The organism is Parasphingorhabdus sp. (genome assembly GCF_039968395.1).
In the GTDB taxonomy this organism is placed as follows: domain Bacteria; phylum Pseudomonadota; class Alphaproteobacteria; order Sphingomonadales; family Sphingomonadaceae; genus Parasphingorhabdus.
Map to the genome: position 1 here is coordinate 322211 of NZ_JBDVPV010000005.1, position 26068 is coordinate 348278.

The 26068-nt window shown below is 53.3% G+C and carries 23 protein-coding genes; 11 read left to right on the forward strand and 12 right to left on the reverse strand.

Annotated features, from left to right (window positions below):
• Window positions 1–4: 4 nt before the first annotated feature.
• The 3 genes from ABJI30_RS12215 to ABJI30_RS12225 are packed head-to-tail and all read left to right on the forward strand — an operon-like array spanning window position 5 to window position 2713.
• Entirely contained in the window at window positions 5–787 is a 783-nt protein-coding gene (locus tag ABJI30_RS12215) for a type III pantothenate kinase (protein ID WP_348016968.1), read from the forward strand.
• Window positions 784–2424, forward strand: coding sequence for a ribonuclease J (locus tag ABJI30_RS12220; RefSeq protein ID WP_348016969.1), 1641 nt, complete (start codon window positions 784–786; stop codon window positions 2422–2424). Before ABJI30_RS12215 ends, ABJI30_RS12220 begins: the two co-directional genes overlap by 4 nt.
• 4 nt (window positions 2425–2428) lie before the next feature.
• Complete coding sequence (locus ABJI30_RS12225) at window positions 2429–2713, forward strand: DUF1467 family protein (RefSeq protein ID WP_348016970.1); 285 nt, start codon at window positions 2429–2431, stop codon at window positions 2711–2713.
• 13 nt (window positions 2714–2726) lie between these two features.
• On the opposite strand, the gene ABJI30_RS12230 is transcribed toward ABJI30_RS12225, so the two are convergent.
• The gene (locus ABJI30_RS12230) at window positions 2727–5072 is read right to left on the reverse strand and encodes a hypothetical protein (protein ID WP_348016971.1); all 2346 of its coding nucleotides are present in this window, start codon (window positions 5070–5072) and stop codon (window positions 2727–2729) included.
• A gap of 68 nt (window positions 5073–5140) precedes the next feature.
• On the opposite strand from ABJI30_RS12230, the gene ABJI30_RS12235 reads away from it, so the two are divergent.
• From ABJI30_RS12235 to ABJI30_RS12250, 4 genes are all read left to right on the forward strand, one after another.
• Window positions 5141–5449 (forward strand): Hpt domain-containing protein, encoded by a 309-nt coding sequence (locus tag ABJI30_RS12235; RefSeq protein ID WP_348016972.1) that lies wholly within the window; start codon window positions 5141–5143, stop codon window positions 5447–5449.
• Window positions 5450–5586: 137 nt separating this feature from the next.
• The gene (locus ABJI30_RS12240; protein WP_348016973.1) at window positions 5587–6768 is read left to right on the forward strand and encodes a hypothetical protein; all 1182 of its coding nucleotides are present in this window, start codon (window positions 5587–5589) and stop codon (window positions 6766–6768) included.
• Between the two features lie 77 nt (window positions 6769–6845).
• Window positions 6846–7907, forward strand: a complete 1062-nt coding sequence (locus ABJI30_RS12245) for a hypothetical protein (protein WP_348016974.1) — start codon at window positions 6846–6848, stop codon at window positions 7905–7907.
• Window positions 7904–9319, forward strand: a complete 1416-nt coding sequence (locus tag ABJI30_RS12250; protein WP_348016975.1) for a HAMP domain-containing sensor histidine kinase — start codon at window positions 7904–7906, stop codon at window positions 9317–9319. The genes ABJI30_RS12245 and ABJI30_RS12250 overlap by 4 nt, the downstream gene beginning before the upstream one ends.
• A gap of 56 nt (window positions 9320–9375) precedes the next feature.
• On the opposite strand, the gene ABJI30_RS12255 is transcribed toward ABJI30_RS12250, so the two are convergent.
• Together ABJI30_RS12255 and gltX are read right to left on the reverse strand one after the other, a co-directional pair.
• Window positions 9376–10662 (reverse strand): citrate synthase, encoded by a 1287-nt coding sequence (locus ABJI30_RS12255; RefSeq protein ID WP_348016976.1) that lies wholly within the window; start codon window positions 10660–10662, stop codon window positions 9376–9378.
• A gap of 33 nt (window positions 10663–10695) precedes the next feature.
• The gene (gene gltX / locus ABJI30_RS12260) at window positions 10696–12114 is read right to left on the reverse strand and encodes a glutamate--tRNA ligase (protein ID WP_348016977.1); all 1419 of its coding nucleotides are present in this window, start codon (window positions 12112–12114) and stop codon (window positions 10696–10698) included.
• Window positions 12115–12145: 31 nt separating this feature from the next.
• Between gltX and ABJI30_RS12265 the strand changes: the two genes are divergently transcribed.
• Entirely contained in the window at window positions 12146–14398 is a 2253-nt protein-coding gene (locus ABJI30_RS12265) for a ComEC/Rec2 family competence protein (RefSeq protein WP_348016978.1), read from the forward strand.
• A gap of 24 nt (window positions 14399–14422) precedes the next feature.
• Here ABJI30_RS12265 and lexA read toward each other — a convergent pair whose 3' ends face one another.
• From lexA to ABJI30_RS12295, 6 genes are all read right to left on the reverse strand, one after another.
• The gene (gene lexA / locus ABJI30_RS12270) at window positions 14423–15121 is read right to left on the reverse strand and encodes a transcriptional repressor LexA (protein WP_348016979.1); all 699 of its coding nucleotides are present in this window, start codon (window positions 15119–15121) and stop codon (window positions 14423–14425) included.
• Window positions 15122–15208: 87 nt separating this feature from the next.
• Entirely contained in the window at window positions 15209–16393 is a 1185-nt protein-coding gene (glp, locus tag ABJI30_RS12275) for a gephyrin-like molybdotransferase Glp (protein WP_348016980.1), read from the reverse strand.
• Window positions 16393–16860, reverse strand: a complete 468-nt coding sequence (gene moaC, locus ABJI30_RS12280) for a cyclic pyranopterin monophosphate synthase MoaC (RefSeq protein ID WP_348016981.1) — start codon at window positions 16858–16860, stop codon at window positions 16393–16395. The genes glp and moaC overlap by 1 nt, the downstream gene beginning before the upstream one ends.
• Window positions 16857–17657, reverse strand: coding sequence for an indole-3-glycerol phosphate synthase TrpC (gene trpC / locus ABJI30_RS12285; protein WP_348016982.1), 801 nt, complete (start codon window positions 17655–17657; stop codon window positions 16857–16859). Before trpC ends, moaC begins: the two co-directional genes overlap by 4 nt.
• Before the next feature lie 24 nt (window positions 17658–17681).
• Window positions 17682–18668: an anthranilate phosphoribosyltransferase gene (gene trpD, locus ABJI30_RS12290; RefSeq protein ID WP_348016983.1), complete on the reverse strand. Its 987-nt coding sequence runs from the start codon at window positions 18666–18668 to the stop codon at window positions 17682–17684.
• Window positions 18655–19260: an aminodeoxychorismate/anthranilate synthase component II gene (locus ABJI30_RS12295; protein WP_348016984.1), complete on the reverse strand. Its 606-nt coding sequence runs from the start codon at window positions 19258–19260 to the stop codon at window positions 18655–18657. Before ABJI30_RS12295 ends, trpD begins: the two co-directional genes overlap by 14 nt.
• 102 nt (window positions 19261–19362) lie before the next feature.
• Here ABJI30_RS12295 and ABJI30_RS12300 point away from each other — a divergent pair, with 102 nt between their 5' ends.
• A complete protein-coding gene (locus ABJI30_RS12300) occupies window positions 19363–19665 on the forward strand; it encodes a polyhydroxyalkanoic acid system family protein (RefSeq protein WP_348016985.1) in 303 nt (100 codons plus the stop codon).
• Window positions 19666–19697: 32 nt separating this feature from the next.
• Here ABJI30_RS12300 and ABJI30_RS12305 read toward each other — a convergent pair whose 3' ends face one another.
• Genes ABJI30_RS12305 through ABJI30_RS12315 form a run of 3 tightly spaced genes read right to left on the reverse strand, consistent with a single transcriptional unit; the run spans window position 19698 to window position 24462 of the window.
• Entirely contained in the window at window positions 19698–20933 is a 1236-nt protein-coding gene (locus ABJI30_RS12305) for a cytochrome P450 (protein WP_348016986.1), read from the reverse strand.
• 31 nt (window positions 20934–20964) lie between these two features.
• Window positions 20965–22488: an anthranilate synthase component I gene (gene trpE, locus ABJI30_RS12310; protein WP_348016987.1), complete on the reverse strand. Its 1524-nt coding sequence runs from the start codon at window positions 22486–22488 to the stop codon at window positions 20965–20967.
• A 30-nt stretch (window positions 22489–22518) separates the two neighbouring features.
• Window positions 22519–24462, reverse strand: a complete 1944-nt coding sequence (locus ABJI30_RS12315; protein ID WP_348016988.1) for a peptidyl-prolyl cis-trans isomerase — start codon at window positions 24460–24462, stop codon at window positions 22519–22521.
• A 174-nt stretch (window positions 24463–24636) separates the two neighbouring features.
• Between ABJI30_RS12315 and tpiA the strand changes: the two genes are divergently transcribed.
• Window positions 24637–25383 carry a triose-phosphate isomerase gene (gene tpiA / locus ABJI30_RS12320; protein ID WP_348016989.1) on the forward strand — a complete coding sequence of 249 codons (747 nt, stop codon included), beginning with the start codon at window positions 24637–24639 and terminating at the stop codon, window positions 25381–25383.
• A 174-nt stretch (window positions 25384–25557) separates the two neighbouring features.
• On the forward strand, window positions 25558–25962 hold the full coding sequence (gene secG / locus ABJI30_RS12325) for a preprotein translocase subunit SecG (protein WP_348016990.1): 405 nt from the start codon (window positions 25558–25560) through the stop codon (window positions 25960–25962).
• Window positions 25963–26068: the final 106 nt, after the last annotated feature.

Below are 26068 nucleotides of genomic sequence, written 5' to 3' on the forward strand. Positions count from 1 at the left end.
AAGCATGTTGCTAGCGATAGATGCCGGGAATACCAATGTCGTGTTCGCATTGTTTGAAGGCGATACGATAAAAGCGCGCTGGCGCATTGCGACGGATGCCCGGCGGACTGCCGATGAATATGTCGTCTGGCTGCGACAGCTGCTGGAACTTGAAGGACTGGCTCTGTCCGCGATTGACGCTGTGATTATTGGAACGGTTGTCCCGCGGGCGCTGCATAATCTGACGGTATTGTCTGAAAAATATTTTGGTGTTTCGCCGATGGTGGCGGGGCGTGGTGATGCTTCGTGGGGCGTAGCGCTCGATGTTGCACAGCCTGATACCGTTGGCGCTGATCGCGTGCTTAACGTGATTGCCGCCCACGAAAAATACAAGCAGGACATTGTGATTATTGATTTCGGGACTGCAACCACTTTTGACGTCGCAGACTATGACGGAGCCTATAAAGGCGGTGTCATCGCTCCCGGGATCAATCTTTCACTTGATGCTCTGGTCGGAAAAACCGCACAACTCCCGCGCATTGCGCTGGAAGCGCCAGAAGATAACAGTGTCATTGGCACGACAACCGAAAGCCAGATGCTGATCGGCATATTCTGGGGCTATGTAGCGATGATAGAAGGCTTGGTGGAGCGCACGAAAAAGCAGATTGGCCGCCCAACAAAGGTTGTCGCTACCGGCGGGCTTTCGATATTATTTGACGAACATACGGACGCTTTTGACATTCTAGAGTCCGATTTGACACTCCAGGGTCTTTTGATCCTCTACCAGCGAGCAACTCACGCTTCATGACAAAATCAAAGAACGAACTTCTCTTCCTGGCCCTTGGCGGGTCGGCGGAGATAGGAATGAACGTCAACCTTTATGGCTGTGATGGCAAATGGGTAATGGTCGATCTCGGCATGACCTTTGCCGATTCCGGCTATCCCGGAATCGACCTTATCTTACCCGATCTCGAATTTATCGAAAAGCGCAGCGATGATCTGCTGGGCATCGTTCTTACTCATGGCCATGAAGACCATATCGGCGCGATTCCGTATCTTGCCAATGATCTGGATGTTCCGCTTTATGCTACTCCTTTCACGGCAGGCCTGATCCGGCGCAAGCTCGAAGAGGCGGGACTGGAACATGATGTAAAACTGAACATCATCCCCAATGAAGGCAGTTTCGAACTGGGGCCATTTGGTTTCCGCTATTTGCCGATCGCGCACAGTATTGCGGAAGGAAACGCACTGCTTATCGAAACGCCGCACGGTGACATATTTCATACCGGTGACTGGAAGCTGGATGACGAACCATTGCTGGGCACACCGGCTACTCCTGCCGAATTAACGGCAGTCGGAGATGCTGGTGTGTTGGCGATGGTTTGCGATTCCACCAATGTATTCAACAACGAAGCTTCCGGATCGGAAGGGGACGTCTTGCGCAATCTTGTGCGGGTTGTGAAAGGCATAGACACGCGCGTCCTGGTCACGACCTTCGCATCCAATGCCGCGCGATTGCAGACTTTGGGCGAGGTGGCGAAGCAGGCAGGTCGCACATTATGTGTCGCCGGTCGTTCACTGGACCGGATCATCGAAAACTCTCGAGAAACCGGCTATCTCAAAGACTTCCCGCCGGTTGTCGATTTCGAAGAGGCGATGAATATGCCGCGCGATCAGATTATGATTGTCGCAACGGGCGGGCAGGGGGAATCGCGCGCGGCGCTTGGCCGGATTGCGGGTGATACGCACAAGATCAAGCTGACGGCAGGGGACCATGTCCTTTTCTCCTCCAAGCAGATCCCTGGCAATGAAATCGCAATTGGCCGTATTCAAAACCAACTGGCTGCCAAGGGCATTGTGATGGTGACTGATCGTCAGGAGCATATTCATGTATCCGGCCATCCAGGTCGTCCCGAGCTGGCGCAAATGTATGACTGGATCCGTCCCGAAATACTGGTGCCGGTTCACGGAGAAATCCGGCATATGAAGGAACAGGCGCGCTTTGGCGAAGCGCATGGAATTCCGCATAATGTGTTTCAACAAAATGGTGATGTCGTGAGGCTTGCGCCGGGCAAACCTGAAGTCATCGGCCAGGAACGGACAGGCCGTCTGGTGGTTGATGGTGACGTGATTGTAACCGCAGACGGCAAAACGCTGAACGAACGCCGGAAAATCGCTTATAATGGCACCATATCGATCGCGGTGGCGTTGAATGAAAAAGGAAAACTGTCCGGGCAGCCGGTCATGCGCCTTATAGGTGTTCCGCTCGAAGAGGATGAAGAAGATTTCCTGGATGAGATTTATGATGAAATCTCGAAGAAATTTTCAAAGCCGGTCGGGGATATAAATCGCTTTTCAGAAGAATTGCGGTTGCTTGTGCGTCGTACAGCGACCGAATGGACCGGGAAAAAGCCGATAGTTTCGGTATTGGTTCTGGAGGCATAGTCAGATGCAGCTGACTTCCATTATCGCGATTTATGTCCTGTTCTGGGTAATTTCGGCATTCATTATTTTGCCTATCGGGATACGCAATCATCACGAGACAGATACCGCGATGGTCAAAGGCCAGTCAGACGGTGCGCCAGTCAATTTTCGACCGGGCAGGGTCATCATGTTGACCACATTGCTGGCGACCGCGGCATTTGGGCTATTTTATCTGAATTATGCCAATCAATGGATAACCATGGACGACATCGACCTGTTCAACAGTGAAGAGCGTTTGCAGCAGGAATGAAGTCAGCGACCTGTTAGCCGCGAAGGCGTTCTATTGCCTGCGCCAGCGCGACATAGAGCTTGCCGATATCAGATGAGAGAAGTGTGACACTGATCGCACTGCCGTCTCTCGTAGCGAGGACACCGCGAAGCATCGCTTCGAAGTCGTGAATATAACGATTTACATGCTCTCTGAATTCGGTGTTACCTTCATATTCAGCCAGAATCTCGCGAACTTCACCGGAATCGAGCAATCGAACTGCACGCCGTGCGAAAATTCCACGATCCCCTTTTAGGTAGGCTGCCCATTCGGTATCGGTGACTTCGTTGGACAATAATTTGGTTACATCAATGGCTGTCGAATTCAGGGATTCCGTCAGCAAGGCCACTCGTCTGGTGAAATTCTCATCACTGCTCTGTTCGGCTTTTTCTTTCGCAAACAGAATGCGCTGCTCCAGATTGGTGGTCATGTCTTCGATTGCTTTGAGCTGATCGGTCAGATGACCTGCCGTGGACTGGGTGGTTTCAACGGCGCTGGATACTGCGGTTTCGAGCTTGGGCGCGATCGAGGCAATCTTCTCGTCAATGATCCGATTAAGTGCTTCTTCGCTGACCTTCTCGAAGGAATCTGTTGAACCAGCGATCGAATTTTCCAACGCGTTGCGTGAAAATTCGGATGCCTGATTGGCTGTTTCCTTAACTCGCAACAGCGCGCTGATCAGTTTTTCACCGGCGCTTTCGGCCAGCGCTTCATTCTGTTCGCGTACCTCCCGGAGCGAGGCAGACATGGCGTCGATGCGCGACAGAACTTCTTCGGTCGATTCGTTGCTGGTATCGCGCAAGGCTTTGAGTTTGTCGCTTTGCGCCTCAATTGCGATATCCGCGCGTTCAATCTTCGACGTTATGGCTTCCGCCTGCTGACCAATTTTTCCAGCCTCTTCCGTCATTTTTCCAAAGAGGAATATGCTATTGTCAGATTTTTGGTTCATCCGATCGAAGGCAGCGGGCAGCGTTTCGTCCAGTTCGCGGGCTCCGCTGTCCAGAGCGATCAAGAGTTTTTCAACCCGTTCGATCATACCATCAGCGACTCCATAACCGCCTTCCAAAGATTGTTTCAGAGCGTCGTTATTCTGTTGCAGAGCGGTCATTGCAAACGCCAGCTTGGCCGTTTTGTCACCGCCAGTATTGTCAAGCTGAGCCACATTTTCTGATATCTCAACGACATTGCGATTCAGTTCTGCGATGAGCTGTTTTAAACGGATATCTTCATCATCGGCCGCAGATCGCACAGTCTCAAGCGTGGCTCCCAGCTCTTCCAGATCAGACCGAATGGCCTGTGACGATTGAGACGTTTCGGTTGCCAGCTCGCTTCTGGTCTTGTGCAGAGCCCCGATGACTTCTTCCGATGTCTCCTTCAAAATCGAAGCAATTCGGGTAGAGCCGGTTTCTGTTTGTTCCAGTTGATGGACAAAATTTGTCTTGATGTCTTCGGCTGTTTTGGAAAGACCTGCCAGTGAAGCGGCCGATTTTTCATTGAGCTCGTCAAGGCTTTGCTTGGAAGCAGACCCGACTTCACCCACTCTTTTCAAAGTGTTGATCATCGCAGCCATTTCGTTCTGGGCTGAGCGTCCTGTGTTGCCGATCTGATTTGTGACATCCTTGGCTGTGTTGATCACAACCGGCAGATGCTCCCGCAATTGTTCCAGATTCTGGTAAGCAGCAGCACCGACCTTATCGAGTTTTGTCATTTTTTCGAGGCCGTCGCTCAATGCTGATTTGATGCTGCTGGCCGCAGTCGTCAGCTTTTCAGTCGACTGGGTGCCGAGCGTTTCCAGTTCTCTCGTTTCGCCGGCCAGGAATTCACGCGCCATGGACAGCTCGTTGTTCACAGTCTTGAGGCGGGTTTGCAGTTGCTCGGACTCGCTGCGCAACGATGAGGCTACATCGGAAAAACGATTGGCCTCCCTGCTGCTGTTCCGCATGTAAAGCAGATAGGCGAGAGTGAAGATGATGACTGGGAGGCTCCAGTCCGAAACAAGATCAATTCCCGCCTTGGGTGTCGGAATTGAAACAAAAATCTCGCGATTCGCCCAGGCAAAAAAAGCTGTCCATCCCGCTATTGCCGCGACCAGAAGAACTGGTGGCCAGATAGCAGGACCTGATAGTGCTATTGCTTCGTCATCGGCATAATGAGACCAGGTTTCTTCGTCATCTCTGATCGCATCATCTTCGTTTTCCAGAGAAAAATCAGATGGATCTTCCGAAGCGTCAGTCGGTGCGTCGGCTTCTGCCCCTGTATCTGTATCTTCAAACTCGACATGATCGTGAGGATCCTGATCCCGATCACGCCGTATCCCCACTATTTTCGATCCATTTGTCATGCTTCCTGTTTACCATAAATCTCGCCGAGAGAAACCTTAAGTTAACCACCACAACCTAAACGTGGGGCATGTCATTTGATTATGGAGCTTTGGACGCCGCTTTGGCAGCAGCAGTTGGTGATGATCAGTCACTGATTGAAGAACTGCGTGGTGCGTTTCTGGAGAGTGCAAATCGCCAGGTCGATTTGCTGGGTCGGGCCCGCTGTGATGCCAATTGGCAATATGCAGCATGGCGCCTGAAAGGTCTCGCCGCCAGCTTCGGTGCATCGCAGGTTATCGAACTGGCGGATGAAGCTGCCAATTCGGCGCCTGGAGACCCCGTGATCTTGCGCAAACTGGAAAAGGCTGTCTCCACAATTGGCGATGATCGCGACTGATTTTGCGTCGGGGCTAACCCGAGTTTCAACGGATAACGCCCCCATTCTTTGACTATACCGGAATATCGCTTTGCATGCCCGTAGGTTGCATCCTATGAGTTTAGCAGAATGACCAATTGTCCCATCGGAAAAAGATCGTGAAACTGGCGCTTATTTCGTTACTCGATGACGGGCAGGATAACAGTGGTCCGCCCGGTCTTCAGAATATTTTTGATGGAAGTGTGCTCGAACAACAAGTGCAATTTGTTCGGGAATTGGGCGCAGAAACAATCTTGTTGATAAGCGCGGCTATTCCCGGAGCGTTGATGCAACGGGTCGATGCTTTCAGACAGCAGGATATTGATGTCAAAATTTTGCGAAACGGCGCAGATCTCGCCAAATATGGCTCGGAGGAGGGCCAGTTCCTGTTTTTGGGAGATGGTGTGCTTCCGGGCAATGAAGTGAGAAATGCACTTTGTGGTGATGGTCCTGAATCAGTTTTTGTGGTCGACAACGCCGAACAATATAGCGACTATGAACGTGTCGATCTGACGCATCGCTGGCTGGGCGTAGCGGTATTAGATACTTCTCGATTGCAGGAACTGGAAGCCATCCCCGAAGATTGGGATGTTGGCTCGGCTTTGCTGCGGACTGCAGTTCAGTCAGGGTGTCAACGGGAAGTGATGACCGATGATCAGATCGAGAGCGGCGCAATATACGCATTGCGCAATTCCGATGCCATTTCCGAATATGTCCAGCATAAACTGCACGATCATGATCGACTGCGCGGCAATTTTCTGGAACGCTTCGTAACATGGCCTCTCGCACGGATCGGCGTCCGCACGCTCGGTGCGATGAAAAATGCAGGACAATATCTGGGTGTGGCAACCACGATATTGGGCGTATTTGCTTGTGTCACGGCCTGGTTTGCCTGGCCGGTGCCAACGCTCGTTCTGCTCATAATTGCTCAATTGGTGCGCAAACAACGGGAAGCATTCGACATTTTTTCCACAGATGTGGACCGGCATCAAAGCTTCAGCAGCGTGGCTGTCTCCATCTGGTCGGCAGCGTTGTTGATCTTGACTGTAAAGATTTCAATACCGACTGTTGTCATACCCAATGCTGTCATCATGGCCGGTTTGCTGCTCAATATCCTGGCAGCCAATAAACTTAGTAACAACAATAAGTTAGAGATGTTCCGGCCAGATTTAATGCTGGTTCTCCTGCTTGCATTGACGGGCGGGTTTTTTGGGCAGGTTTTCACCGGTTTTTACGCTGGATTTTTGATTTCGGCCCTATATCTCGGCTTGGACACGTATTTCGCAAAGCCAAAAAGTTGAACAATTGTAACATTTCGGATGAAGTCGCTTTTTCGCGCTTAGCGGGATATTAACCACATTAACCTATGGCCAATCCTATGGCGGAACAGGATTTTTCCAACGATCGCGGCGCGAATCAAAGCCTCTTGCAACGTGCAACCCACGCGGCGGGAACCAGTGCATTTGCAGCAGATGATCTGGCAGCAGCATTATTCCCTAAATCGGATGTCCGGTTTTCAGACCGTATGCTGTCTTTCAGCCGTCAATATCTCAAGTCTCTCGTCTTCAAAATCGAAAAACAACTCTGTCTTGTCGCAACTCAGAGATTTGACGTCGCGGATGAGACAATAGCTGCCGTTGCAGCGAGCGACCAGGGGCATAGCCTTCCGTTGCTTGAGCAGGCCGGCATTATCAATTCGAGCGAAATCCTCGGTCATGTTTTTGTTCAGGCTCAGAAAGCGGAGCTGTCTTTGCGACTTGTTCAGAAAATATCTCAGGCAGAGCTGGAGCGGATTTTGACCAGGCATCTGGATCACGCTGATCCGGCCATTGCTGAAGCAGCGATGGGATTGCTGGTGGCGCAAAGCAGGGAAGGCGGCAATTCCGACAACAGCAATGCACCGATATCCGGGCTACCCGCCGAAATTATGCACGCACTCGTCTGGCCAATAACAGCAGCAGTTGCAAAGCTCGCCGGATCTACCGGTTCCGAACTTGTTGCTGCGGCCGAGTCAGTCTTGTCCGAACATGATGAAAGCGATTCTGCGCAGAGCCGCGCAGATCGTTTGGCCAGATTGATCGATGGGTCCGCCGACAGCGCTGCGCAAAACTTGCACCCGTTGCGCGATGGCCTGGAGTTGTTTGTCGCGCGCCTGTCGCTGCGCACTCATTTACCGGCCAGCCAGATTTACGCCTTCACTGCTGATCGGAACATGGCCCGTCTGGTCGTCCTGCTGAAATCCATGAACCTGCCTGCCGAAGAGGCACTTTCCATTCACGCGTCTCTTGACGGCAATGGCGAGAGCATGACCGCCGCGTCCTATCATGAAATTGATATTCATCTGGCTTCGAGGCTTGTTTCGACCTGGTCTGCAAACCGGGATTATCAAGCGGCTGTCCGGATGCTCGATGCCCAAGATGCCGGTGCCCTACGCAGATGACTGACTCGCGCAGCCTCGCGGAACCCGTGCGCGCCGAACTGGATGCGGATGGATTGCTGGTATCTGCTGACCCTCCGTTGATGCGATTGCACCGACAATCTGGCGGCGTCGACGGTGGGCCGCTGGCAGTACCACAATTGGCGGATTTATGCCGGCTCAGCAAACGTTTGGGAATGAATCTGTCGCGTTCGGTGACCGCTGCAAATGAAGATTCCATCGTGAGCATGTGGGTTGAAACCCAGATTGGTCGGGATAAAAATTATGGCAGGTTGGCTATTGCCATAACCGAATGGCGTGAGAGCGAAGCACCGGTAGTGGATGCCGATTCCGTTCAGCGTCAGAGAGATTTTGACCGGTTAAACGGAAGAGGTTCAATCCGGACCGACGCGTCGCTTCGGATCATGTCGATTTTCCTGCCCGGCGAACCGGGGATCGCGGCGGATACTGTAGGGCGTCTGTTTTGGGACAGTTTTGAACTTTTGGGTAGAACGACCAGTTCAAGCATGTCGGAACTGATTGCCGAACGCCAGCCCATTCGCAGTCAAAAGGTCAGGCATGTGGCCGGTTCTCGGGCGACTTACATGATCACGGGACAGCCACTTATCGATGGCTCCGGTCTCTATTCCGGATATCAGTTTACGCTGGAACGCGAGGTTGCAGCAGTTAGTGACCCAGCTTCCATCCCGTCTTCATCTACATCTTCTTCGCCGGCAAAAACGGGCTCCGGTCTTATCGGTGATTCCCTTTTTGGATCGCAACTCGGTCCTGCCTTGCGTCAGCCACTGGACAAGATAATTGCCAATGCGGAAACGATCAGCAATCAGCTGGTCGGGCCCTTGCGCGGAAATTATTCGGACTATGCGAATGATATTGCCGCAGCAGGGCGACATCTCCTTTCGCTGGTAGACGATCTTTCAGACCTGGAAGCAATTGAGCGATCGAACTTTTCAGTTGCTTCTGACGATATAGACCTCGTGGATCTAGCGCACCGGACAGCTGGTCTGCTGGCGGTCAAATCGGCAGATCATCAGATCCGGATTGATTTGCCGTCTGAAGACAAGACCGCTCCTGCAAAAGGAGAATTCCGGCGCGTTTTACAGATTTTGGTGAATCTTGTCGGCAATGCCATTCGCTATTCTCCGGATGGATCGGTTATTAAAATACAGGTCAAAGCCGAAAGCGATGAAGTCGCGATCACTGTCTCGGATCAGGGGGATGGAATTGCGATTGAAGATCAGTCCAAGATATTCGAGAAATTTGAAAGACTTGGCCGGTCTGGCGATGGCGGGAGCGGGCTGGGCCTGTTTATCTCCCGGCGCCTTGCCGAAGCGATGGATGGCAGTCTTTCCGTTGAGAGCAGTCCCGGCAAGGGAACAGCTTTCACTTTGAAACTGCCCGCGCGCGACGCATAAAAAAGGGAGCGAATTTCGCTCCCTTTTTCAATATATCCAGTTGATCTGACTATAGTCTAGCGATCACCAATCGCGACAAAGTCGCGTTGCTTTGGTCCCGTGTAAAGCTGGCGCGGACGGCCAATGCGCTGACCGGGATCAGAAATCATTTCATTCCATTGTGCAACCCAGCCAACGGTACGGGCAAGTGCGAACAGGGCGGTAAACATGGATGTCGGGAACCCGATCGCCGACAGGATTATGCCGGAATAGAAATCCACGTTCGGGAACAGTTTCTTGTCGATGAAATACGGATCGTTCAGTGCCATTTCTTCCAGCTGCAATGCAACGTCGAACACGGGATCGCTGACTTTCAGTGCATCAAAGACTTCACGAACGGTTTTTTGCATGACCGAAGCGCGCGGATCATAGTTTTTGTAAACGCGGTGACCGAAGCCCATCAGGCGGAACGGATCATCCTTGTCTTTCGCACGCGCAATATACTCGGGAATACGGTCGGGATGACCGATTTCGTGGAGCATGTTGAGCGCCGCTTCATTGGCGCCGCCATGCGCAGGGCCCCAAAGACAGGCAATGCCGGCTGCGATGCAGGCAAATGGGTTTGCGCCCGATGAACCGGCCAGTCGCACGGTTGAAGTGGAAGCATTTTGCTCATGATCGGCATGAAGAATAAAAATCCGGTCCATCGCTTTTTCGATAACCGGGTTGACTTCATATTCTTCCGCAGGAACCCCGAAGGTCATGCGCAGGAAATTGCCGGTATAGCTGAGATTATTGTCCGGATACATCGGCGGTTGTCCGACAGCATATTTATACGCCATCGCAGCAATTGTCGGCATTTTTGCAATCAGTCGGTGACTTGCAATCATCCGTTGCTGCGGATCATTAATATCCGTGCTGTCGTGATAAAATGCAGAGAGAGCACCAACAACACCGCACATGATCGCCATTGGGTGGGCGTCGCGGCGGAAGCCATGATAGAAGCCGCTCAATTGATCATGGAGCATCGTGTGACGCGTGATCGTATTGGTGAACTCCGAATATTCATCGGTCGTCGGCAATTCACCGCGGAGCAAGAGATGAGCGACTTCCATAAAGTTGCTGTGTTCGGCCAGTTGTTCGATGGAATAGCCGCGATGCAACAATATGCCTTCGCCGCCATCAATGAACGTCAAGTCAGACTCGCAGCTCGCGGTTGAGGTGAAGCCGGGATCGTAGGTAAATGCACCTGTTTGCGCATAAAGCTTGCGGATATCGATAACATCCGGTCCTTCGCTACCCTGCATGACTTCGAAGTCATAGTTATTGCCGTTAAGGCCGAATGATGCGCTATTATTGCCCACAATAGTGTCCTTTCTGCTCCTGAAATTTTCAGGCTATTTTATTTGATCTTCGAGACGCGCCAGTGACTCTTCCTTGCCCAAGAGTATCAGTACGTCAAAAATTCCGGGTGAACTGGTACTTCCCGTCAAAGCGGCGCGCATGGGTTGTGCGAGCTTCCCTAACCCCAATTCGGCAGCTTCTGCTATCGCTTTCACACAGTCTTCAGTCGCCTCGATCGTCCAGTCTTCGAGTTTGGCCAAAGCAGCATGAATCGATTCAAGCAAATGCCTTGCGTCGGCGTCTAGCAGAGTTTGTGCCTTCTCGTCGAGGCCAAGTGGTCGATTTTTATAGAGAAAAACGCTACTTTCTGCCAATTCCAGCAGGTTTTTCGCACGGCTTTTCAAAACCGGCATCGCCTGCGCCAGCAAATCGATATTTGCGAGCGTCAACTTGCCGTCCAGCAAGCGCTCAATTCCGGGTGTAATCAAGCTGACCAGTTCGGTGTTAGCGGCCTCGCGAATATATTGCCCGTTCAGATTCTGCAGTTTCTTGGCATCGAAACGTGATGGTGATTTTCCAACACCGGACAATTCAAACCACTCCGTCGCCTGGTCCCGCGAAATAATCTCGTCATCGCCATGGCCCCAACCGAGGCGGAGAAGATAGTTGAACATGGCATCCGCCATGATCCCCATATCGCGATAAGCTTCCACACCCAGCGCGCCATGGCGCTTTGACAGCTTGGCACCATCATTGCCGTGGATCAGAGGAATATGCGCGTAGACCGGTTCTTTCCAATCCATGGCACGAACAAGTTCCAGCTGCCGAAACGCGTTGTTCAGGTGATCATCGCCGCGGATTAGATGGGTGACGCCCATGTCATGGTCATCAACCACGACCGCCAGCATATAAGTTGGTGTCCCGTCCGACCGCAGAAGAATGAAATCATCGATTTCGCTGTTCTGTACGGATACCTCGCCCTGAACAGCGTCGGTGATTGTGGTTTTGCCGCGCTGTTCGGTTTTCAGTCGGATCGCATAAGGTGCACCTTCTGATGCCTCTGCAGGATCGCGATCACGCCAGCGGCCATCATAGCGCATTGGCTTTTTCTCAGCCCGTTGCTGTTCACGCATTGCCGCCAATTCATCTGGCGTGGCGAAACATTTATATGCCTTGCCCGAAGCGAGCAATTCTTGAGCCACCTCAGCGTGGCGTTCGGCGCGCTGTGACTGGAACACGGGCTCTTCATCCCAGTCCAGTCCGAGCCAGTCCAGTCCTTCCATTATGGCATCAATCGCCTCCTGAGTGGACCGCGCCTTGTCGGTATCCTCAATACGGAGGAGGGCTTTGCCGCCATGATGGCGAGCGTAAAGCCAGTTGAACATGGCCGTTCTGGCTCCGCCAATATGAAGGAATCCGGTCGGGGAGGGCGCAAAGCGCGTTACGACCTGGTCACTGCTAATATCATTCACGCTTGTCGTTCCCCTGTGATAATCCATCGCGATGCACAGCGATGCATATTCATCCGGCTCTGCCGCGATTGGCGGAAATCCCGAAGAAGAGACGCCGCAATCCATCATTGCCGGTTCGAATTCCAGCGCCCTTAGCATGGTGTTTAGCTGCCGACAATTGCCAGAATTTGTTGCACGATCCAATGTAGTTCGATGGGTTGAAAAACAATTGGAAAAAGAGCGGGATCAATTGCCGCTATGGAGCCCGGTCGCCTTTGGATCAGGGATCGCATTCTGGTTTTTGCTGGCCGATCCGCTTGCATGGCTGGCGTTGATTCTTCTCTGCGTGGCGACAATGCTTATTGTCGCCAGAACGGCCCGAAAACGCCGACTGGCGGGCGTGATATTCTGGATTGCCTTGCTGACAGCAGCAGGATGTCTGACAATCTGGCTGCGATCCTGGGCTGTTGCCACTCCCGTGCTGGAACGACCGGTCGTCACCACCTTCTATGCAGAAATTGAAAGGTCGGAATTCATTTTGTCGCGGGATCAAGTCAGACTGGTTCTCGATACCAGAGGCAAGGCGGGCCTGCCTCCTCGTGTTCGGGTCAATGTTCCGGCAAACGCTGCATTGGACGGGCTTCAGCCCGGTGCTATCATAGAATTGCGCGCACGGCTGATGCCTCCTGCCATTTCTTCTTTGCCAGGCGCCTATAACTTCGCCGAACGCGCCTGGTTTCAAGGACTGGGAGCAACCGGACAACTTCTTGGTGAAGCGAGAATAGTCGAGTCAGCTTCCGGTTCGTTTGATATTTCCAACTACCGGCAACGACTATCCGAACATGTGCAGTCCCGAATGTCCGGCGGCGCGGCAGCGATTGGCGCTACTCTGGCAACCGGTGATCGTGGCGCAATAACCGATGAGGATGCCGAAGCCATGCGGAACAGCGGGTTGGCACATCTGCTGTCAATCAGCGGTCTGCATGTGACGGCCATTGTCGGGGCAGTCTATCTGATTGTGCTCAAGTTTCTGGCAGCGTTTCCACCCCTGGCCCTGCGCTGGCGCCTGCCTTTGTTTGCAGCGGGTTGTGCGGCCATTGCTGCGCTCGCATACACGCTGATGACAGGTGCCCAGGTTCCGACTGTTCGCGCGTGTATCGCGGCGTTGCTGGTCCTGGCAGCTCTCATGCTGGGACGGAGTGCGCTGACATTACGCATGGTAGCAGCGGGCGCGCTTTTCGTTCTGATAATCTGGCCTGAAGTGCTGATTGGCCCGAGTTTCCAGCTGAGTTTTGCCGCGGTAACATCGATAATTGCATTGCATGAACATCCCCGCATGCGCGCGCTGCTTGCGCCGCGGGAGGAGGGATACTTTCGTCGGATTCGTCGGGTAATCATCTCGTTATTCCTGACCGGACTGGCAGTGGAAATCGCGTTGATGCCGATCGCCCTGTATCATTTTCACAAGGCGGGACTTTATGGAGCATTTGCCAATATTATCGCCATTCCGCTGACGACTTTTGTCATCATGCCGATGGAAGCTTTGGCGCTGTTTCTTGATAGTTTCGGCCTTGGGGCCCCGGCATGGTGGATTTGCGAAAAAGCCTTGCAAGGGTTGATCGCTCTGGCGCATTTCGTTTCGTCCAGCCCGGGCGCTGTAACCTTGTTTCCGACAATGCCGATCGTCAGCTTTGGCCTGATCCTCGCGGGTGGACTCTGGATATTTTTGTGGAAGGACAAATGGCGGTTATGGGGCGGAGTTCCTTTGACGCTGGGATTGCTGATCATGGCTCTCACACGTCCGGCGGATATTCTTGTCACCGGAGATGGCCGCCATGTCGGTATTCGCAACGCCGACAATGAATTCGCGATGTTGCGCACGCGCAGTGGTGATTTTATCCGAAGCATGCTTTTGGAAAGCGCAGGAGTGAAAGGCGAACCCGCGAATCTGGACGATTGGCCTGGTGCAAACTGCAACAGGGATAGTTGCACGGTGGTTTTGTTTGATGAGGGGCCCAAAGGCGGCAGAAAATGGACGTTACTGGCGATGCGCAGCACATATTATTTGCCTGCACTTGCCCTGTCCGCCGCGTGTCAGCGTGCCGATATCGTTGTGAGTGAGCGCCGTTTGCCTGAAAGTTGCAAGCCCCGCTGGATCAAGGCTGACCGGACGCTATTGCGACAGACCGGTGGACTGACTATCCATCTTGCCAGCGGCAAAATAGAGACCGTTCGTGAACGATCAGGCGATCATATATGGATGCGCTTCAAATCGGTCATGGATCAACGGTTCCAGACGGACTAGCCTGGTTAGCTTAGCCATAGTGGCCTAGTTATAACGCCTCAGCAATCCGGCCATTTTACCCTGAATGCGTACTTCACCGGGGCCGTATAATTGCGGTTCATAGGCCGAATTGGCAGGATCCAGCCGAACATTGCCATCTTCCTTGAACACATATTTCAAAGTGGCTTCCTCTTCATGCACCAGCGCAACGACAATCTCTCCGTTACGCGCGGTTTCGGTCCTCTGGATCAATGCGTAGTCGCCATCGAGAATGCCCGCATCAATCATCGAATCGCCCGAAACTTCCAGGGCATAATGTTCGCCGGAACCGAGGAGCGCCGCTGGAACACTGAGCGAAGATTGCCCCTCCAGCGCTTCAATCGGAACGCCTGCAGCGATGCGACCGTGGAGCGGAATTTCAATAATGTCATTCGCGGCAATCGGTAATTCTCTTGTTGGCGCAGCGGCAGGAGCCGGTCTTGCTTCAGCCATGCTGACCACCGTTGAAGGTGCTGATGCGACGATTCCGCCTTCCGGCAGTTTGAGCACTTCCAGTGCGCGCGCACGATTGGGAAGCCGCCGAATAAAGTCGCGTTCTTCCAGAGCGCTGATCAAACGGTGAATGCCAGATTTGGACTTCAGTCCCAAAGCCTCTTTCATTTCTTCAAACGATGGAGAAACGCCGGTTTCCTTCAGCCTCTCATCGACAAAACACAAAAGCTCATGTTGTTTGGTAGTCAGCATAATCGCGGTCCCATATCAAGAACGAATAAAGAACAATTATGAAACAAAAGAGGTTAAGTCAAGCCTTAAGTGATTATCCCCGGCGCCTCAAATCGTGATGTAGGGAACACTGGTGCCTGCTTTTTGCTCCGGTGAATGGGCCGGGCGGCAGAGCAGGGCGTTGGCTGCGGTCAGAACGGACAGTTTGGCGCTGTCCTGACTGTCATAGGCGGTTATTCCGCTGGCATCGACCTTCGCGCGGAGGAACTGGGCGCGTCTGGTCGTTGCCGGCAGGCTGGTGGTTGTGAAGGCTTGCTGCTGTCGAGGCATATAGTCGGTCGCTCCGGCACAAAATCTGATCAGAGGAAGCAGAAACAAAGTGGCGGTTACAAAAGCAGAGCCAGGATTGCCGGGGAGCGCCAACACTATGGAATCTCCAAGTTTTCCAGCCATTAAAGGCTTGCCCGGTTTCATGGCTATCTTCCAGAAATCGATATTTCCGCCGAGTTTTTCGAAGGCCGGACCGACAAGATCATGATCGCCAACCGATGCGCCGCCAATTGTCACGATGATATCGCAATCCCTTGCGCTGTCGAGCGCATTACACAGCATGTCCATATTATCCGCAATGCGGCTGATATTGCGAGCCTCTGCAGGAAAAGCGGACAACATCGCAGAGATCATCACGTCGTTGCTGGCGGGAATTTGGTGTAGCGCCGTTTTCTGGCCGGGTTCGACCAGTTCATCGCCAGTGGACAAAATCGCGATTTTGGGCAAGCTGAACACCGGAAGTTCGCCATGACCGGCGATAACGGCCTGTCCCAGCGCGCGTGCGTCCAGACAGGTGCCTGTGGTCAGGACAATGTCCCCAACATCAAAGTCGCCGCCTTTGTGGCGGACGTGACGCCCTTTGACCGGTGATGCTTCGGTCATCAGGTGGACGGTTTCGCCTTCAGCGTTCACATTTTCCTGCATCACCACAGTGTCTGCGCCCTCGGGTAGCAATGCGCCGGTAAAAATTCTCGCAGTTTCTCCGGGCTTTAGGGGCGGGCAGGGCGGGCTACCGGCCTTGCATTCACCAACCCGGGTCCATGGGCCCTCCCGATCTTCAAAACATATCGCATATCCGTCCATCGCAGACATGTCGCCTGCGGGTTGGCTGCGTTTGGCAGGAAGATCTTCGGCCAGATATCGACCGGTTGCCTTAGCGATTGGAAGTGTCTCGGGCGGGAGCCGCTGTGCCAGATGAATAACCCGCTTCTGGGCTTCTTCCAGAGGCATGAGCGCACCCATCAAGCGCTCCAGTCTCCGGATTTTCCGCCCGATTTTGCCAGCAGTCTGATATCGCTGATGATCATGTCCTTTTGCATTGCTTTTGACATGTCATAGATTGTAAGCAATGTCACAGAAGTAGCCGTTAATGCTTCCATTTCTACGCCCGTCTTACCCGTCAGTCGAGCCATGGATTCAACCCGTATTCCATCCTCCAGAAAGGTAAAATCTACGGCGACCTTGCTCAAGGCCAGCGGATGACAAAGCGGGATCAGATCGCTGGTCTTTTTTGCCGCCATGATCCCGGCAATACGGGCAGTGGCCAGCACATCACCTTTCTTCATTGCATTGGCCTTTATAGCGTCCAATGTGTCCAATTCCATGTGGATTTCACCCTCGGCGCGTGCCTCCCGGACGGTATCGGATTTGTGGGCAATATCGACCATGTGCGCCGCGCCATCGCCATCAATATGGGTGAGTTTGCTCATGTGACTTCCTCTGTGCCGGTCAGCAGCAATCGTGTGGCTGTTTCGACATTGTCCTGCCGCATCAGGGATTCGCCCACGAGGAATGACCGCGCCCCGCATTCGGACAGGCGCAAACAGTCCGCATGAGAGAATATACCGCTTTCGGACACCATGATCCGATCATCCGGGACGTTTCGTGACAATGTTTCCGTTTGGGTGAGACTGGTCTCGAACGTCTTGAGATTGCGGTTGTTTATGCCCAGCAGAGGGGATTGCAATTTGAGCGCGCGTTCCAGCTCTTCGGTGTCATGGACCTCGATGAGCGCATCCATGCCGAGTTCCTTCGCCGCGTCCTCAATTTCGGCTGCCAGACTGTCTTCAAGCGCCGCCATGATGATCAGGATAGCATCTGCGCCCAATGCCCGGGACTCCATGACCTGCCAGGGATCAACCATGAAGTCCTTGCGCAGACAAGGCAGAGACGCTGCCGTCCGCGCAGCGACCAGATATTCGTCAGCCCCCTGAAAATAAGGAATGTCCGTCAGAACCGAAAGGCAGGCTGCTCCCGCTGCTTCATAGGCCCGCGCATGGGCCGGCGGGTCAAAATCCTCCCGGATCAGGCCTTTGGATGGACTGGCTTTTTTTATTTCCGCAATCAATGCAAATCCGGCTTTTGATTTCTCTTCAATCGCGCTGATAAATCCTCTGGGCGCGGTTTGCTGCCGAATCTGATCGTGCAATGCAGCCGCGGAGATCTGGGCTTTGCGTTCCGCGACATGTCGGCCTTTGGTCTGGCAGATTTCGGTAAGCTTATTCATGGCTGCGCTTCATAGATCGCCCGGTCACTGGTTTGCAATCCAGCATTTGAGCAGGGCGTTGGCGAGCCCTTTGTCAATTGCCTCGGCGGCTTCTTCGACACCAGCTTCCCAGCTTTCAACTTCGCCAGCGACCAGCAAGCCGGCGGCGCTGTTAAGCAGCACGGCATCACGATAAGCAGAAGCTTCGCCGAGCAACAGCTTCTCAAGCGCGGCCGCATTATAGGCGGGGTCTCCGCCTTTTATGGCATCGGCAGGATGGGAGGGCAGGCCGACGTCTTTCGGACAAATGCGGCTCTCGGTTATTTGTCCACGTTCGACTATTGCGACCTTGGAGGGGCCGGAAATACTCAGTTCGTCAAGCCCTTCTTCCCCCGAAACAATCATCGCCTTTTCATAGCCGAGCTGGAGAGCGGCATCAGCATAGGTGCGAACAAGATCCGGCGTTGCGACTCCGATAAGCTGGCGTTTGACCCGCGCCGGATTGCATAACGGGCCCAGCAGATTGAAGATCGTACGTCGTCCGATTGCTTTGCGAACGGGGACAAGCGGCCCAAGAGCCGGATGATGATTGGGCGCAAAAAAGAAACCGATGCCAACATCCCGAAGAGATTCTTCTCCGCCAGTTGCCGCTTTTGCAAGATCGAGACCCAGCGCTTCCAAAGTATCAGCAGCGCCGGATTTGCTCGATGCGGCACGGTTACCATGTTTGGCCATCGGGACATCGCAAGCTGCAACAACCAGGGCAGCAGCTGTAGATATATTCAAACTATGGCTGCCATCTCCACCAGTTCCGCAGACATCAATCGCGTTTTCCGGCGCATCAGCGGTAACCATGCGTTTGCGCATCTCACTTGCGGCCACTGCGATTTCCGTGGCCGTTTCGCCGCGGTCTGCGAGCGCTACAAGAAATGCAGACACCTCATCTGCAGGACATTCACCATCCAGAATCTTCGAAAAGGCGCTTTGCGCCTGCTGTGTATTCAATGGATGTGAAGGGTCAGCTAATGTCATGATGTACCTTGTTGGGCAGTCTCGGTTCCAGTCCGGCAATCGTCATGAAATTGGCGAGTAGCTGGTGGCCGTGCTCGGTTGCAATGCTTTCGGGGTGAAACTGAACGCCGTGCATGGGAAGGCTGTCGTGGCGGAATCCCATTACTGATCCGTCATCTGCAGTGGCGTTGATCACCAGATAGTCTGGAATATCTTCAACGATGAGGGAATGATATCGCGTAGCGGTGTAGGGTGTGGGGATATCCGCAAACACGCCGCTATTGTCATGAACGACCGGGGATGTTTTTCCGTGCATCAGTCCTCCCCGGACGACCTTGCCCCCAAAATGCTGCCCGATGCTTTGATGGCCCAGGCACACGCCTAACAACGGCCGTTCTGCATCTGCACAAGCCGCGACCAGATCAAGTGAAATGCCCGCTTCATTTGGCGTGCAGGGCCCCGGCGATATCAGAAAAGCATCGGCGCCGGTGGCGAGCGCTTCACGAGCGTTTAAGGCGTCATTGCGCTCAACCCGCACTTCTGCGCCCAGTTCCATCAGATAGTGGACCAGATTGAAGGTGAAGCTGTCATAATTGTCGATAACCAGGATCATGTCGCCGTGCCTAATCGCAAATTCCGCTCACGCCAAGTAATTCCGGGGAGAATTGACCTTCACTCACAGCGTGTTAGGGAAGTGCGACAGGGAGACACAGTTATGGGCGTACCGGTTACCGTCAATATTCCGCACAAACTGGGGGTGGCAGATGCCAAGACCCGAATGGGTAATGGCGTTCACACGCTAAGTGAATCCGTTCCCGGTGCGACGGTGTCGGATCACCACTGGGAGGGCGATACGCTGCATTGCACCCTTGAAGCCATGGGCCAGAAAATCGATAGCGAGATGCAGGTGCGTGATGACGAAGTCTACGCGATTTTCGATCTGCCGCCCTTGCTCGGTATGTTCGCCAACAAGATCAAGGAAAAGCTTCAAAAGGAAGCTCCGAAAATGCTGGAGTAGCAATTTGGAACGGATTGCTGGTTTGATTTGGATCAGCTGATCGGAACCAGTTGCACTGGCATTGACGTAAATCCGTGAAGGAACGGACTAGCCAGTCGTTCCGGCTGCTCTACTTCCTTGACCCGGACATTGAGAGCCAGAATTTCCTCAAACAGTATCGCCAGCTGAATTTCCGCAAGTCGCGCCCCTACGCAGCGATGCACGCCGTGTCCGAATGCCACGTGACGCCGCGCATTTTCTCTGGTCACATCAAAAGCATCTGGATTTTCAAAGATGGTCTCATCGCGATTGCCTGAAATATACCAGAGGATGACTTTGTCGCCTTTTGACAGATGCTGGCCGTTCAGCTCCGTGTCTTCCGTGCAGGTTCGGCGCATGTGCGTGACCGGAGATTGCCAGCGGATAATTTCCTGCGCTGCATTGGGGATGAGGGAAGGATCGGCTCTCAAAAGCTCAAACTGATCGGGATACTGCTGGCAAGCGTGGATAAAGCCGCTCATCGAATTGCGAGTGGTGTCGTTGCCGCCGACTATCAGCAATGCGATGTTCGCAAGGCGCTCCAGTTCAGGCATGTTGCCCATGGCTTCACTGTGCACGATTCGGGAAAACAGATCATCCGCCGGAGGCGCGCTGCGCCGGGCTTCGAATAGCTGATCAAATCGGGAAAGCATCTGAAACATCTGTTCAAAGAATAATTGTCTGCGTTCTTCGCTTTGATCAGGTGTGACTTCGCTGGCCCAGTCCGACCAGCGCTTCATGTCGTGGCGTTCTGCCCATGGAAAATCGAACAATATGCACAGCATGCCGATCGTTAACTTGATCGAGACTTCCTCTACCCAGTCAAATGTTTCACCAACGGGCAATTCATGGAGCAGTTGCCGCGTTCGATCGCGGATTTCTTTTTCTCTGCGGGCCATTTCGCTGGGGTTGAAAGCGGGCTGTACAACCTTGCGCTGTGCCGTATGCTTGGGTTTGTCCATCGCAATGAAATTGGGAAACTCAGCTTCACCGATACCTTCCGTGATCGTGATTCCGCCCAGATGTGACGCAGATGAAAAAACATCCGGATCGAGTTCGACTTTTTGAATCAAGTCGAGAGTGACCACTGACCAATAAGGGCCATAAGGACTTTCCGGACAATAGCTGACCGGCATGTCCCGCCTCAACGCGGCAAACGGAGCCTGCCATCGATCTTCCACATATAGATCCGCTTCGCTGACATCTGCTGAGCTGATCATGCGTTCTTTTCCGGCCGCACTGGTCGCCATGGCTGATTTCCTCTCCTGATGGCAGGTGGGCTTACTGGCCAAATCCCACATCTTGCGCGCGTCTTATGGCCTCTCTTGCGGCTGCGAGCAACGCACCTGCTTTTGCCTCGCATTCAGCCTGTTCGTAAGCAGGGTCGCTGTCAGCAACGATGCCCGCACCGGCCTGCACATGAAGCGTTCCGTCCTTGACGATACCCGTGCGCAAAACAATACAGCTATCCATGCTGCCATCGGGAGAAAAGTATCCGACGCCGCCGGCGTAAGCACCTCGTGTTTCAGGCTCGAGTTCAGCGATAATTTCACATGCCCGGACTTTGGGTGCGCCGCTGACCGTTCCGGCCGGAAAACCGGCGAACAAGGCATCGATCGCATCCTTGTCCGGGGCAAGGTTGCCGACAACATTTGAAACGATGTGCATCACGTGACTGTAATATTCGACATTGTAGCTGTCCGTGACTTCGACACTGTTGGCGGTACTTACGCGGCCGATATCATTTCGGCCAAGATCGAGAAGCATAAGATGTTCGGCTCGTTCTTTTGGGTCGGCCAGCAGACTGTCCCGGTTTGCCTTGTCTTCCGTCACGTTGCTTCCACGCGGCCTTGTTCCGGCAATAGGTCTTATTGTCACTTCGCCTTCCCGAGCGCGAACAAGTATTTCCGGGCTAGACCCGATCAGAGAAAATCCCGGAAGATCAAGAAAGAACAGAAATGGCGAGGGGTTAACCCTCCGAAGGGCGCGGTAAAGCTCGATGGGTGGCAAGGCAAATGGTGTTGTGAAGCGTTGCGCCAGCACGACCTGAAAGATATCACCCGCCTCGATATAGTCTTTGGCGCGCAGCACCATGTCCTGATAGTCTGCAGGTTTGCACTGGTGTTGATAGGCAAGACTTTCCGGATCCACATCATGCCGCGTATCCGACAAATCGCTGTCAATCGAACTGGCAATTTGTCGCTCGGTTTCGTCCAGTCGTTCTTCGGCCTGTTTTATTTTTTCTTCCGGCGAAACTTCACCTTCAGGCCAAACCGGGGATACCAGGTACATCTCGTCTGCAAGTCGGTCGAAAATCACGATAACAGTCGGGCGTACAAACAGCATGTCAGCCAATTCGAGTTCGGATTGCGGGGCACGGGGCATTTTTTCGACCAGGCCAATTGTCTCGTAGCCAAAATAGCCGACCAGACATGCCAACGCGCCGGGTAGTCCCTCAGGGACATCCATCTGACACCGTTCAACAAGAGCCCGCAAGGCATCCAGGCTGTTTGATGTTTCAGGACGGAAAGCGGATTTGTCTGCAAGCCAGTTTGCATTGATTTCCGCATCGGTTCCGTTGGCACGGAACACGAGGTCGGGAGCCAGGCCGATCAGACTGTGTCGCCCGCGCGTTTCGCCTCCTTCAACAGATTCGAGGAGGAAGTCGCCGCGGTCCGGAGACATGAGTTTTAGCGCGGCGGATACCGGTGTTTCTGTATCTGCCACTTGCTTTCGCCAGATAAGAGCTGGCTTACCCGCATCAAGAGAAGTGAGTGCAGTGCTGGTTCCGAGGCTGCCAGACATCACTCGCCCGGATATCTTTGTTTGGGCATGTTAATTGCGTCCGGAGAGCTGGCTCTTCAGCGCAGAGATTGCGCCTTGATTACGCTCGACGCCAATATCCGCTTTCATCGCGTTGATAAACTGCTCGGTATATTCATTTCCGAACACTTGTTTGAATTGCTGTTTTGTGGCTTCGAGAAGATCGGTGCGAGCGGCGGCATCCCCAGGGATTATCTTGTCCAACTGAACAATGAACCAACCCCGGTTTTGGGGAGCTCTCAGAGTTTTTGCGGTGCCTTCCGCCATGCTGAACATCAAAGTGAGTGGCGGTGGAACCTGACCCTGCTGACTTTGGCGAGCGAGGTCTGCGCGCGTTGAACTTACCGTTTCGGCGGCCGGCAACTGCGCGTTTGCCTCTGACATCGCTTTTGACAGCGCCATGCCGTCCGCAACTTTCTTTGCGATGGTATCTGCAACGGCTTTGGCCTTTTTGGAACCTTCATCGAGCATATAGTCTCGTCCAACTCGCTCTTCTATGGATTTGAGCGGAGGAGGCGCTGCAGCGTTGATTTCGGTTACATGGAGAATCGCATATTGTTGCCCGGGAAGAATTTCGATTACTTGCGGATCGGAATCTTCATCCATCGAAAACGCAACCGGCAATATGCGCTGCATTTCAGCTATCGGACGAAAGTCTGGATCATCTGGATTTTGTCCATTGGCCAGCAATTTCGGTGTAGCCTCGATATTCAGTTCTTCAGCAGCTGCAACGTCAGCCAGTGATGATCCAGCGGCGAATTCGTCTTCCATCTTGACCGTAAGTTCAGCGAGTGCCTCATCTATTTGTTCGGCTTTCAGAACCGCAACGATCTCCGCTCGGGCTTCCTCAAGCGAACGGCCCGCGATCTGGTCAACGCTGTTCACCTTTACGATGTGCCAGCCCAGTGCGCTTTGTGAAGGGGGTGAAAGTCCCCCGGCATCGGTCCGGAATGCTGCATCAGCGACAGCTTGCGATGCCATTCCCACAAAATCGACTTTGCTGACCGATCCGACTTCAGCAGCAGAAAGGCCTACTGACTGTGCGGCAGCAGCAAGTGTCATGCCCCCAGTGATCTTGTCCGCCATTGCCTGGGCGGCTTCTTTTGTCGGAAGAACAACCTGTTCCAGATTGCGTGTCTGGCTCGCTGAATAGCGCGCCTTGTTGAGATTATAATATCCCTGAATTTCCTCTGCAGTCGGATTGATTTTGTCGTTGAACCGATCTTTGGAAAAAAGAGCGTAGCTGACGGTTCGGCGCTCGGGAATTGTATAATTTGAGCTGTTTTCACTGTAAAATGCGGCCAAAGCAGCATCTGCGGGCTTGCTGGTATCAACAAATATCGCCGACGGGATAACCGCGACTTTGCCTTCACGTGCTTCCAATAACAATGAGGTATATGGCACGACCAGTTTTTGCGGCACTGCAGTTCCGAATCCGGAAACGGGGAGCAATTGTTCTGCAAGCAAGTTGCGACTGAAGTCTGCGCGCAACTGTTTCTCATTGAGGCCCTGTTGCTGCAGTGCGCGGCGGAAATTTTCTTCGTTAAACTGGCCGTCGGCACCCTGGAATGCCTGAATGCCTGCAATCTCGCTATCAACGAGCCGTTTCCCGGCAATAATGCCGTGCTGGTTTCCAAAATCGGCAATGGCGAAACTGTTGATCATGCGTTCCAGCACACTGTCGAAACCGCCGCCATCAATATATGTCTTCAAGTCGAGGCTCGTGTTTTCTCGTTGTTCACTCCGAAACGCATTGTTCACTGAGCTGCCGAGCTCTGCCGTTGTCAATTCTGTCTTTCCGACCTGCGCTGCGGTGCCAGAGCCGGTCACGCCACCAAATGCGCCCGATCCCGAAACATCAGCGGTCGCAAACGCAATTGCGATCAACCCTACAAAGCAAAAGGTAAGGAAGAGACCGATTTTGGAAGAAAAAATTCTGCGAAAGAAACTGATCATGAAATATTGCAACTCTATTGGCTGAAACGGATATCGTGATGCTTTAGGCCGCTTGCGTGACCGGTTCAAGCAAAAGGAAAACAATCAACATCGCAGGCTCGGGTAAAGCAAATTGGCACATCGTCCAGAATTTGTTAGCAGCGATCAAAACCGCAATCACAGAGGGAAAAATTAATGGCCAATCGCAAATATATCGTTGGGAACTGGAAAATGAACGGCCTGCGCTCGGAATTGGCCGATATTAGCGCAATTGCTGCGGCCTCGGCGTCGCATCCGGGGGTTGATGCCGGGATATGTCCTCCTGTCACCCTGATTGCTGAAGCTGCTAAATCCAATCCGGGCTTTGGAATCGGAGCCCAAGATTGTCATTTCAATGCCAAAGGCGCTCACACCGGATGTGTTTCAGCTGCGATGATAAAAGAGGCTGGTGCTGGTTTTTCCATATTGGGCCATAGCGAACGGCGAGCGGATCAGCACGAGACCGATGCAGAAATCAAAGCCAAGGCGGAAGCTGTTCATGCTGCCGGTCTGGGAGCGATAATCTGTGTGGGCGAAACCGAGGAAGAGCGTGATGCAGGCAAAGCGATTGCAATTGTGTGTGGTCAGCTATCCGGATCATTCCCGGATGGTGCAGATGCGAGCTGGCTGACCATTGCTTATGAACCGGTCTGGGCAATTGGCACCGGAAGGGTGCCAGAAGCCTCGGATGTTGAAGAAATGCACGCTGCCATTCGTCACAAACTGGCGGAATTGATGGGGCAGGGTAGCGATGCCATTCGGATCCTCTATGGCGGCTCAATGAACGGCAGTAACGCCGCAGAATTGCTCGCTGTGCCCAATGTTGATGGCGGGCTGGTCGGCGGGGCGAGTCTGACTGCCGAGAAATTCGGACCAATTATCGAAGCTGCTGCAAAAGCTTAGGGATATCCTCGCCGGTCTGCGCATTTGCTTTGTGCAGATTGCGTGGATGTATTTTGCAGGATTTGAGACCATAACCTTAATCAGGTGACTGGCTTTCCCTTCTTGAATCTCGCAGACTCAGTCGCTATGTGCGCTGCACAAACAGTTCACTCATTGATCAGGTTCGGAAAATCCATGTTTCTATTTCTCACCGTTGTTCAGGCCATAATCGCCGCCATGCTGGTTGGCGTGATCTTGATGCAGAAATCCGAGGGTGGTGGATTGGGTGTTGGCGGATCGCCATCCGGCATGATGTCTGCACGCGGCGCAGCTGACCTCCTTACGCGATCGACGACCGTTCTCGCGGTTCTTTTCGTCAGCCTGTCTGTCGCGCTCGCGGTTCTGGCCGCTGCCGAAGGCAAACCGGCGACGATTGATCAGACATTACAGCGCGACAACGGGGCATTAAATGCTCCTGCACAACCTGCGGATGCTGTTCCTCTCGCCGGAGATGATCCACTTGCAGCTGCAGCTGCTGGCGTGAGCGAATCTGGTGAAGATGCTGCTACCGACGATGCCGGTGTTCCTCTCGATCAGTAGTCGGTTGGGAAATATTTTCGAATGCCGACGCTAATCTGCGGCTTTTGGAAATCATTTCAAAAATATTTTGTTTTTTCGGATTCGCACGCTTGTCATTTGGGCGAGA

What these genes read in the sequence shown, in the direction of transcription:
- ABJI30_RS12305 (WP_348016986.1), bottom strand. Translation starts at nt 20,933, where the DNA reads ATGGCGACCAGTGCGGCCGGAAAAGAACGCATGATCAGCTCAGCAGAT.
- ABJI30_RS12295 (WP_348016984.1), bottom strand. Translation starts at nt 19,260, where the DNA reads ATGATCCTGGTTATCGACAATTATGACAGCTTCACCTTCAATCTGGTC.
- ABJI30_RS12220 (WP_348016969.1), top strand. Translation starts at nt 784, where the DNA reads ATGACAAAATCAAAGAACGAACTTCTCTTCCTGGCCCTTGGCGGGTCG.
- glp (WP_348016980.1), bottom strand. Translation starts at nt 16,393, where the DNA reads ATGGGTGCGCTCATGCCTCTGGAAGAAGCCCAGAAGCGGGTTATTCAT.
- moaC (WP_348016981.1), bottom strand. Translation starts at nt 16,860, where the DNA reads ATGAGCAAACTCACCCATATTGATGGCGATGGCGCGGCGCACATGGTC.
- ABJI30_RS12265 (WP_348016978.1), top strand. Translation starts at nt 12,146, where the DNA reads ATGCACAGCGATGCATATTCATCCGGCTCTGCCGCGATTGGCGGAAAT.
- ABJI30_RS12235 (WP_348016972.1), top strand. Translation starts at nt 5,141, where the DNA reads ATGTCATTTGATTATGGAGCTTTGGACGCCGCTTTGGCAGCAGCAGTT.
- ABJI30_RS12250 (WP_348016975.1), top strand. Translation starts at nt 7,904, where the DNA reads ATGACTGACTCGCGCAGCCTCGCGGAACCCGTGCGCGCCGAACTGGAT.
- trpD (WP_348016983.1), bottom strand. Translation starts at nt 18,668, where the DNA reads ATGACATTAGCTGACCCTTCACATCCATTGAATACACAGCAGGCGCAA.
- secG (WP_348016990.1), top strand. Translation starts at nt 25,558, where the DNA reads ATGTTTCTATTTCTCACCGTTGTTCAGGCCATAATCGCCGCCATGCTG.
- ABJI30_RS12215 (WP_348016968.1), top strand. Translation starts at nt 5, where the DNA reads ATGTTGCTAGCGATAGATGCCGGGAATACCAATGTCGTGTTCGCATTG.
- ABJI30_RS12230 (WP_348016971.1), bottom strand. Translation starts at nt 5,072, where the DNA reads ATGACAAATGGATCGAAAATAGTGGGGATACGGCGTGATCGGGATCAG.
- ABJI30_RS12315 (WP_348016988.1), bottom strand. Translation starts at nt 24,462, where the DNA reads ATGATCAGTTTCTTTCGCAGAATTTTTTCTTCCAAAATCGGTCTCTTC.
- ABJI30_RS12225 (WP_348016970.1), top strand. Translation starts at nt 2,429, where the DNA reads ATGCAGCTGACTTCCATTATCGCGATTTATGTCCTGTTCTGGGTAATT.
- tpiA (WP_348016989.1), top strand. Translation starts at nt 24,637, where the DNA reads ATGGCCAATCGCAAATATATCGTTGGGAACTGGAAAATGAACGGCCTG.
- trpC (WP_348016982.1), bottom strand. Translation starts at nt 17,657, where the DNA reads ATGAATAAGCTTACCGAAATCTGCCAGACCAAAGGCCGACATGTCGCG.
- ABJI30_RS12245 (WP_348016974.1), top strand. Translation starts at nt 6,846, where the DNA reads ATGGCGGAACAGGATTTTTCCAACGATCGCGGCGCGAATCAAAGCCTC.
- lexA (WP_348016979.1), bottom strand. Translation starts at nt 15,121, where the DNA reads ATGCTGACTACCAAACAACATGAGCTTTTGTGTTTTGTCGATGAGAGG.
- trpE (WP_348016987.1), bottom strand. Translation starts at nt 22,488, where the DNA reads ATGTCTGGCAGCCTCGGAACCAGCACTGCACTCACTTCTCTTGATGCG.
- ABJI30_RS12300 (WP_348016985.1), top strand. Translation starts at nt 19,363, where the DNA reads ATGGGCGTACCGGTTACCGTCAATATTCCGCACAAACTGGGGGTGGCA.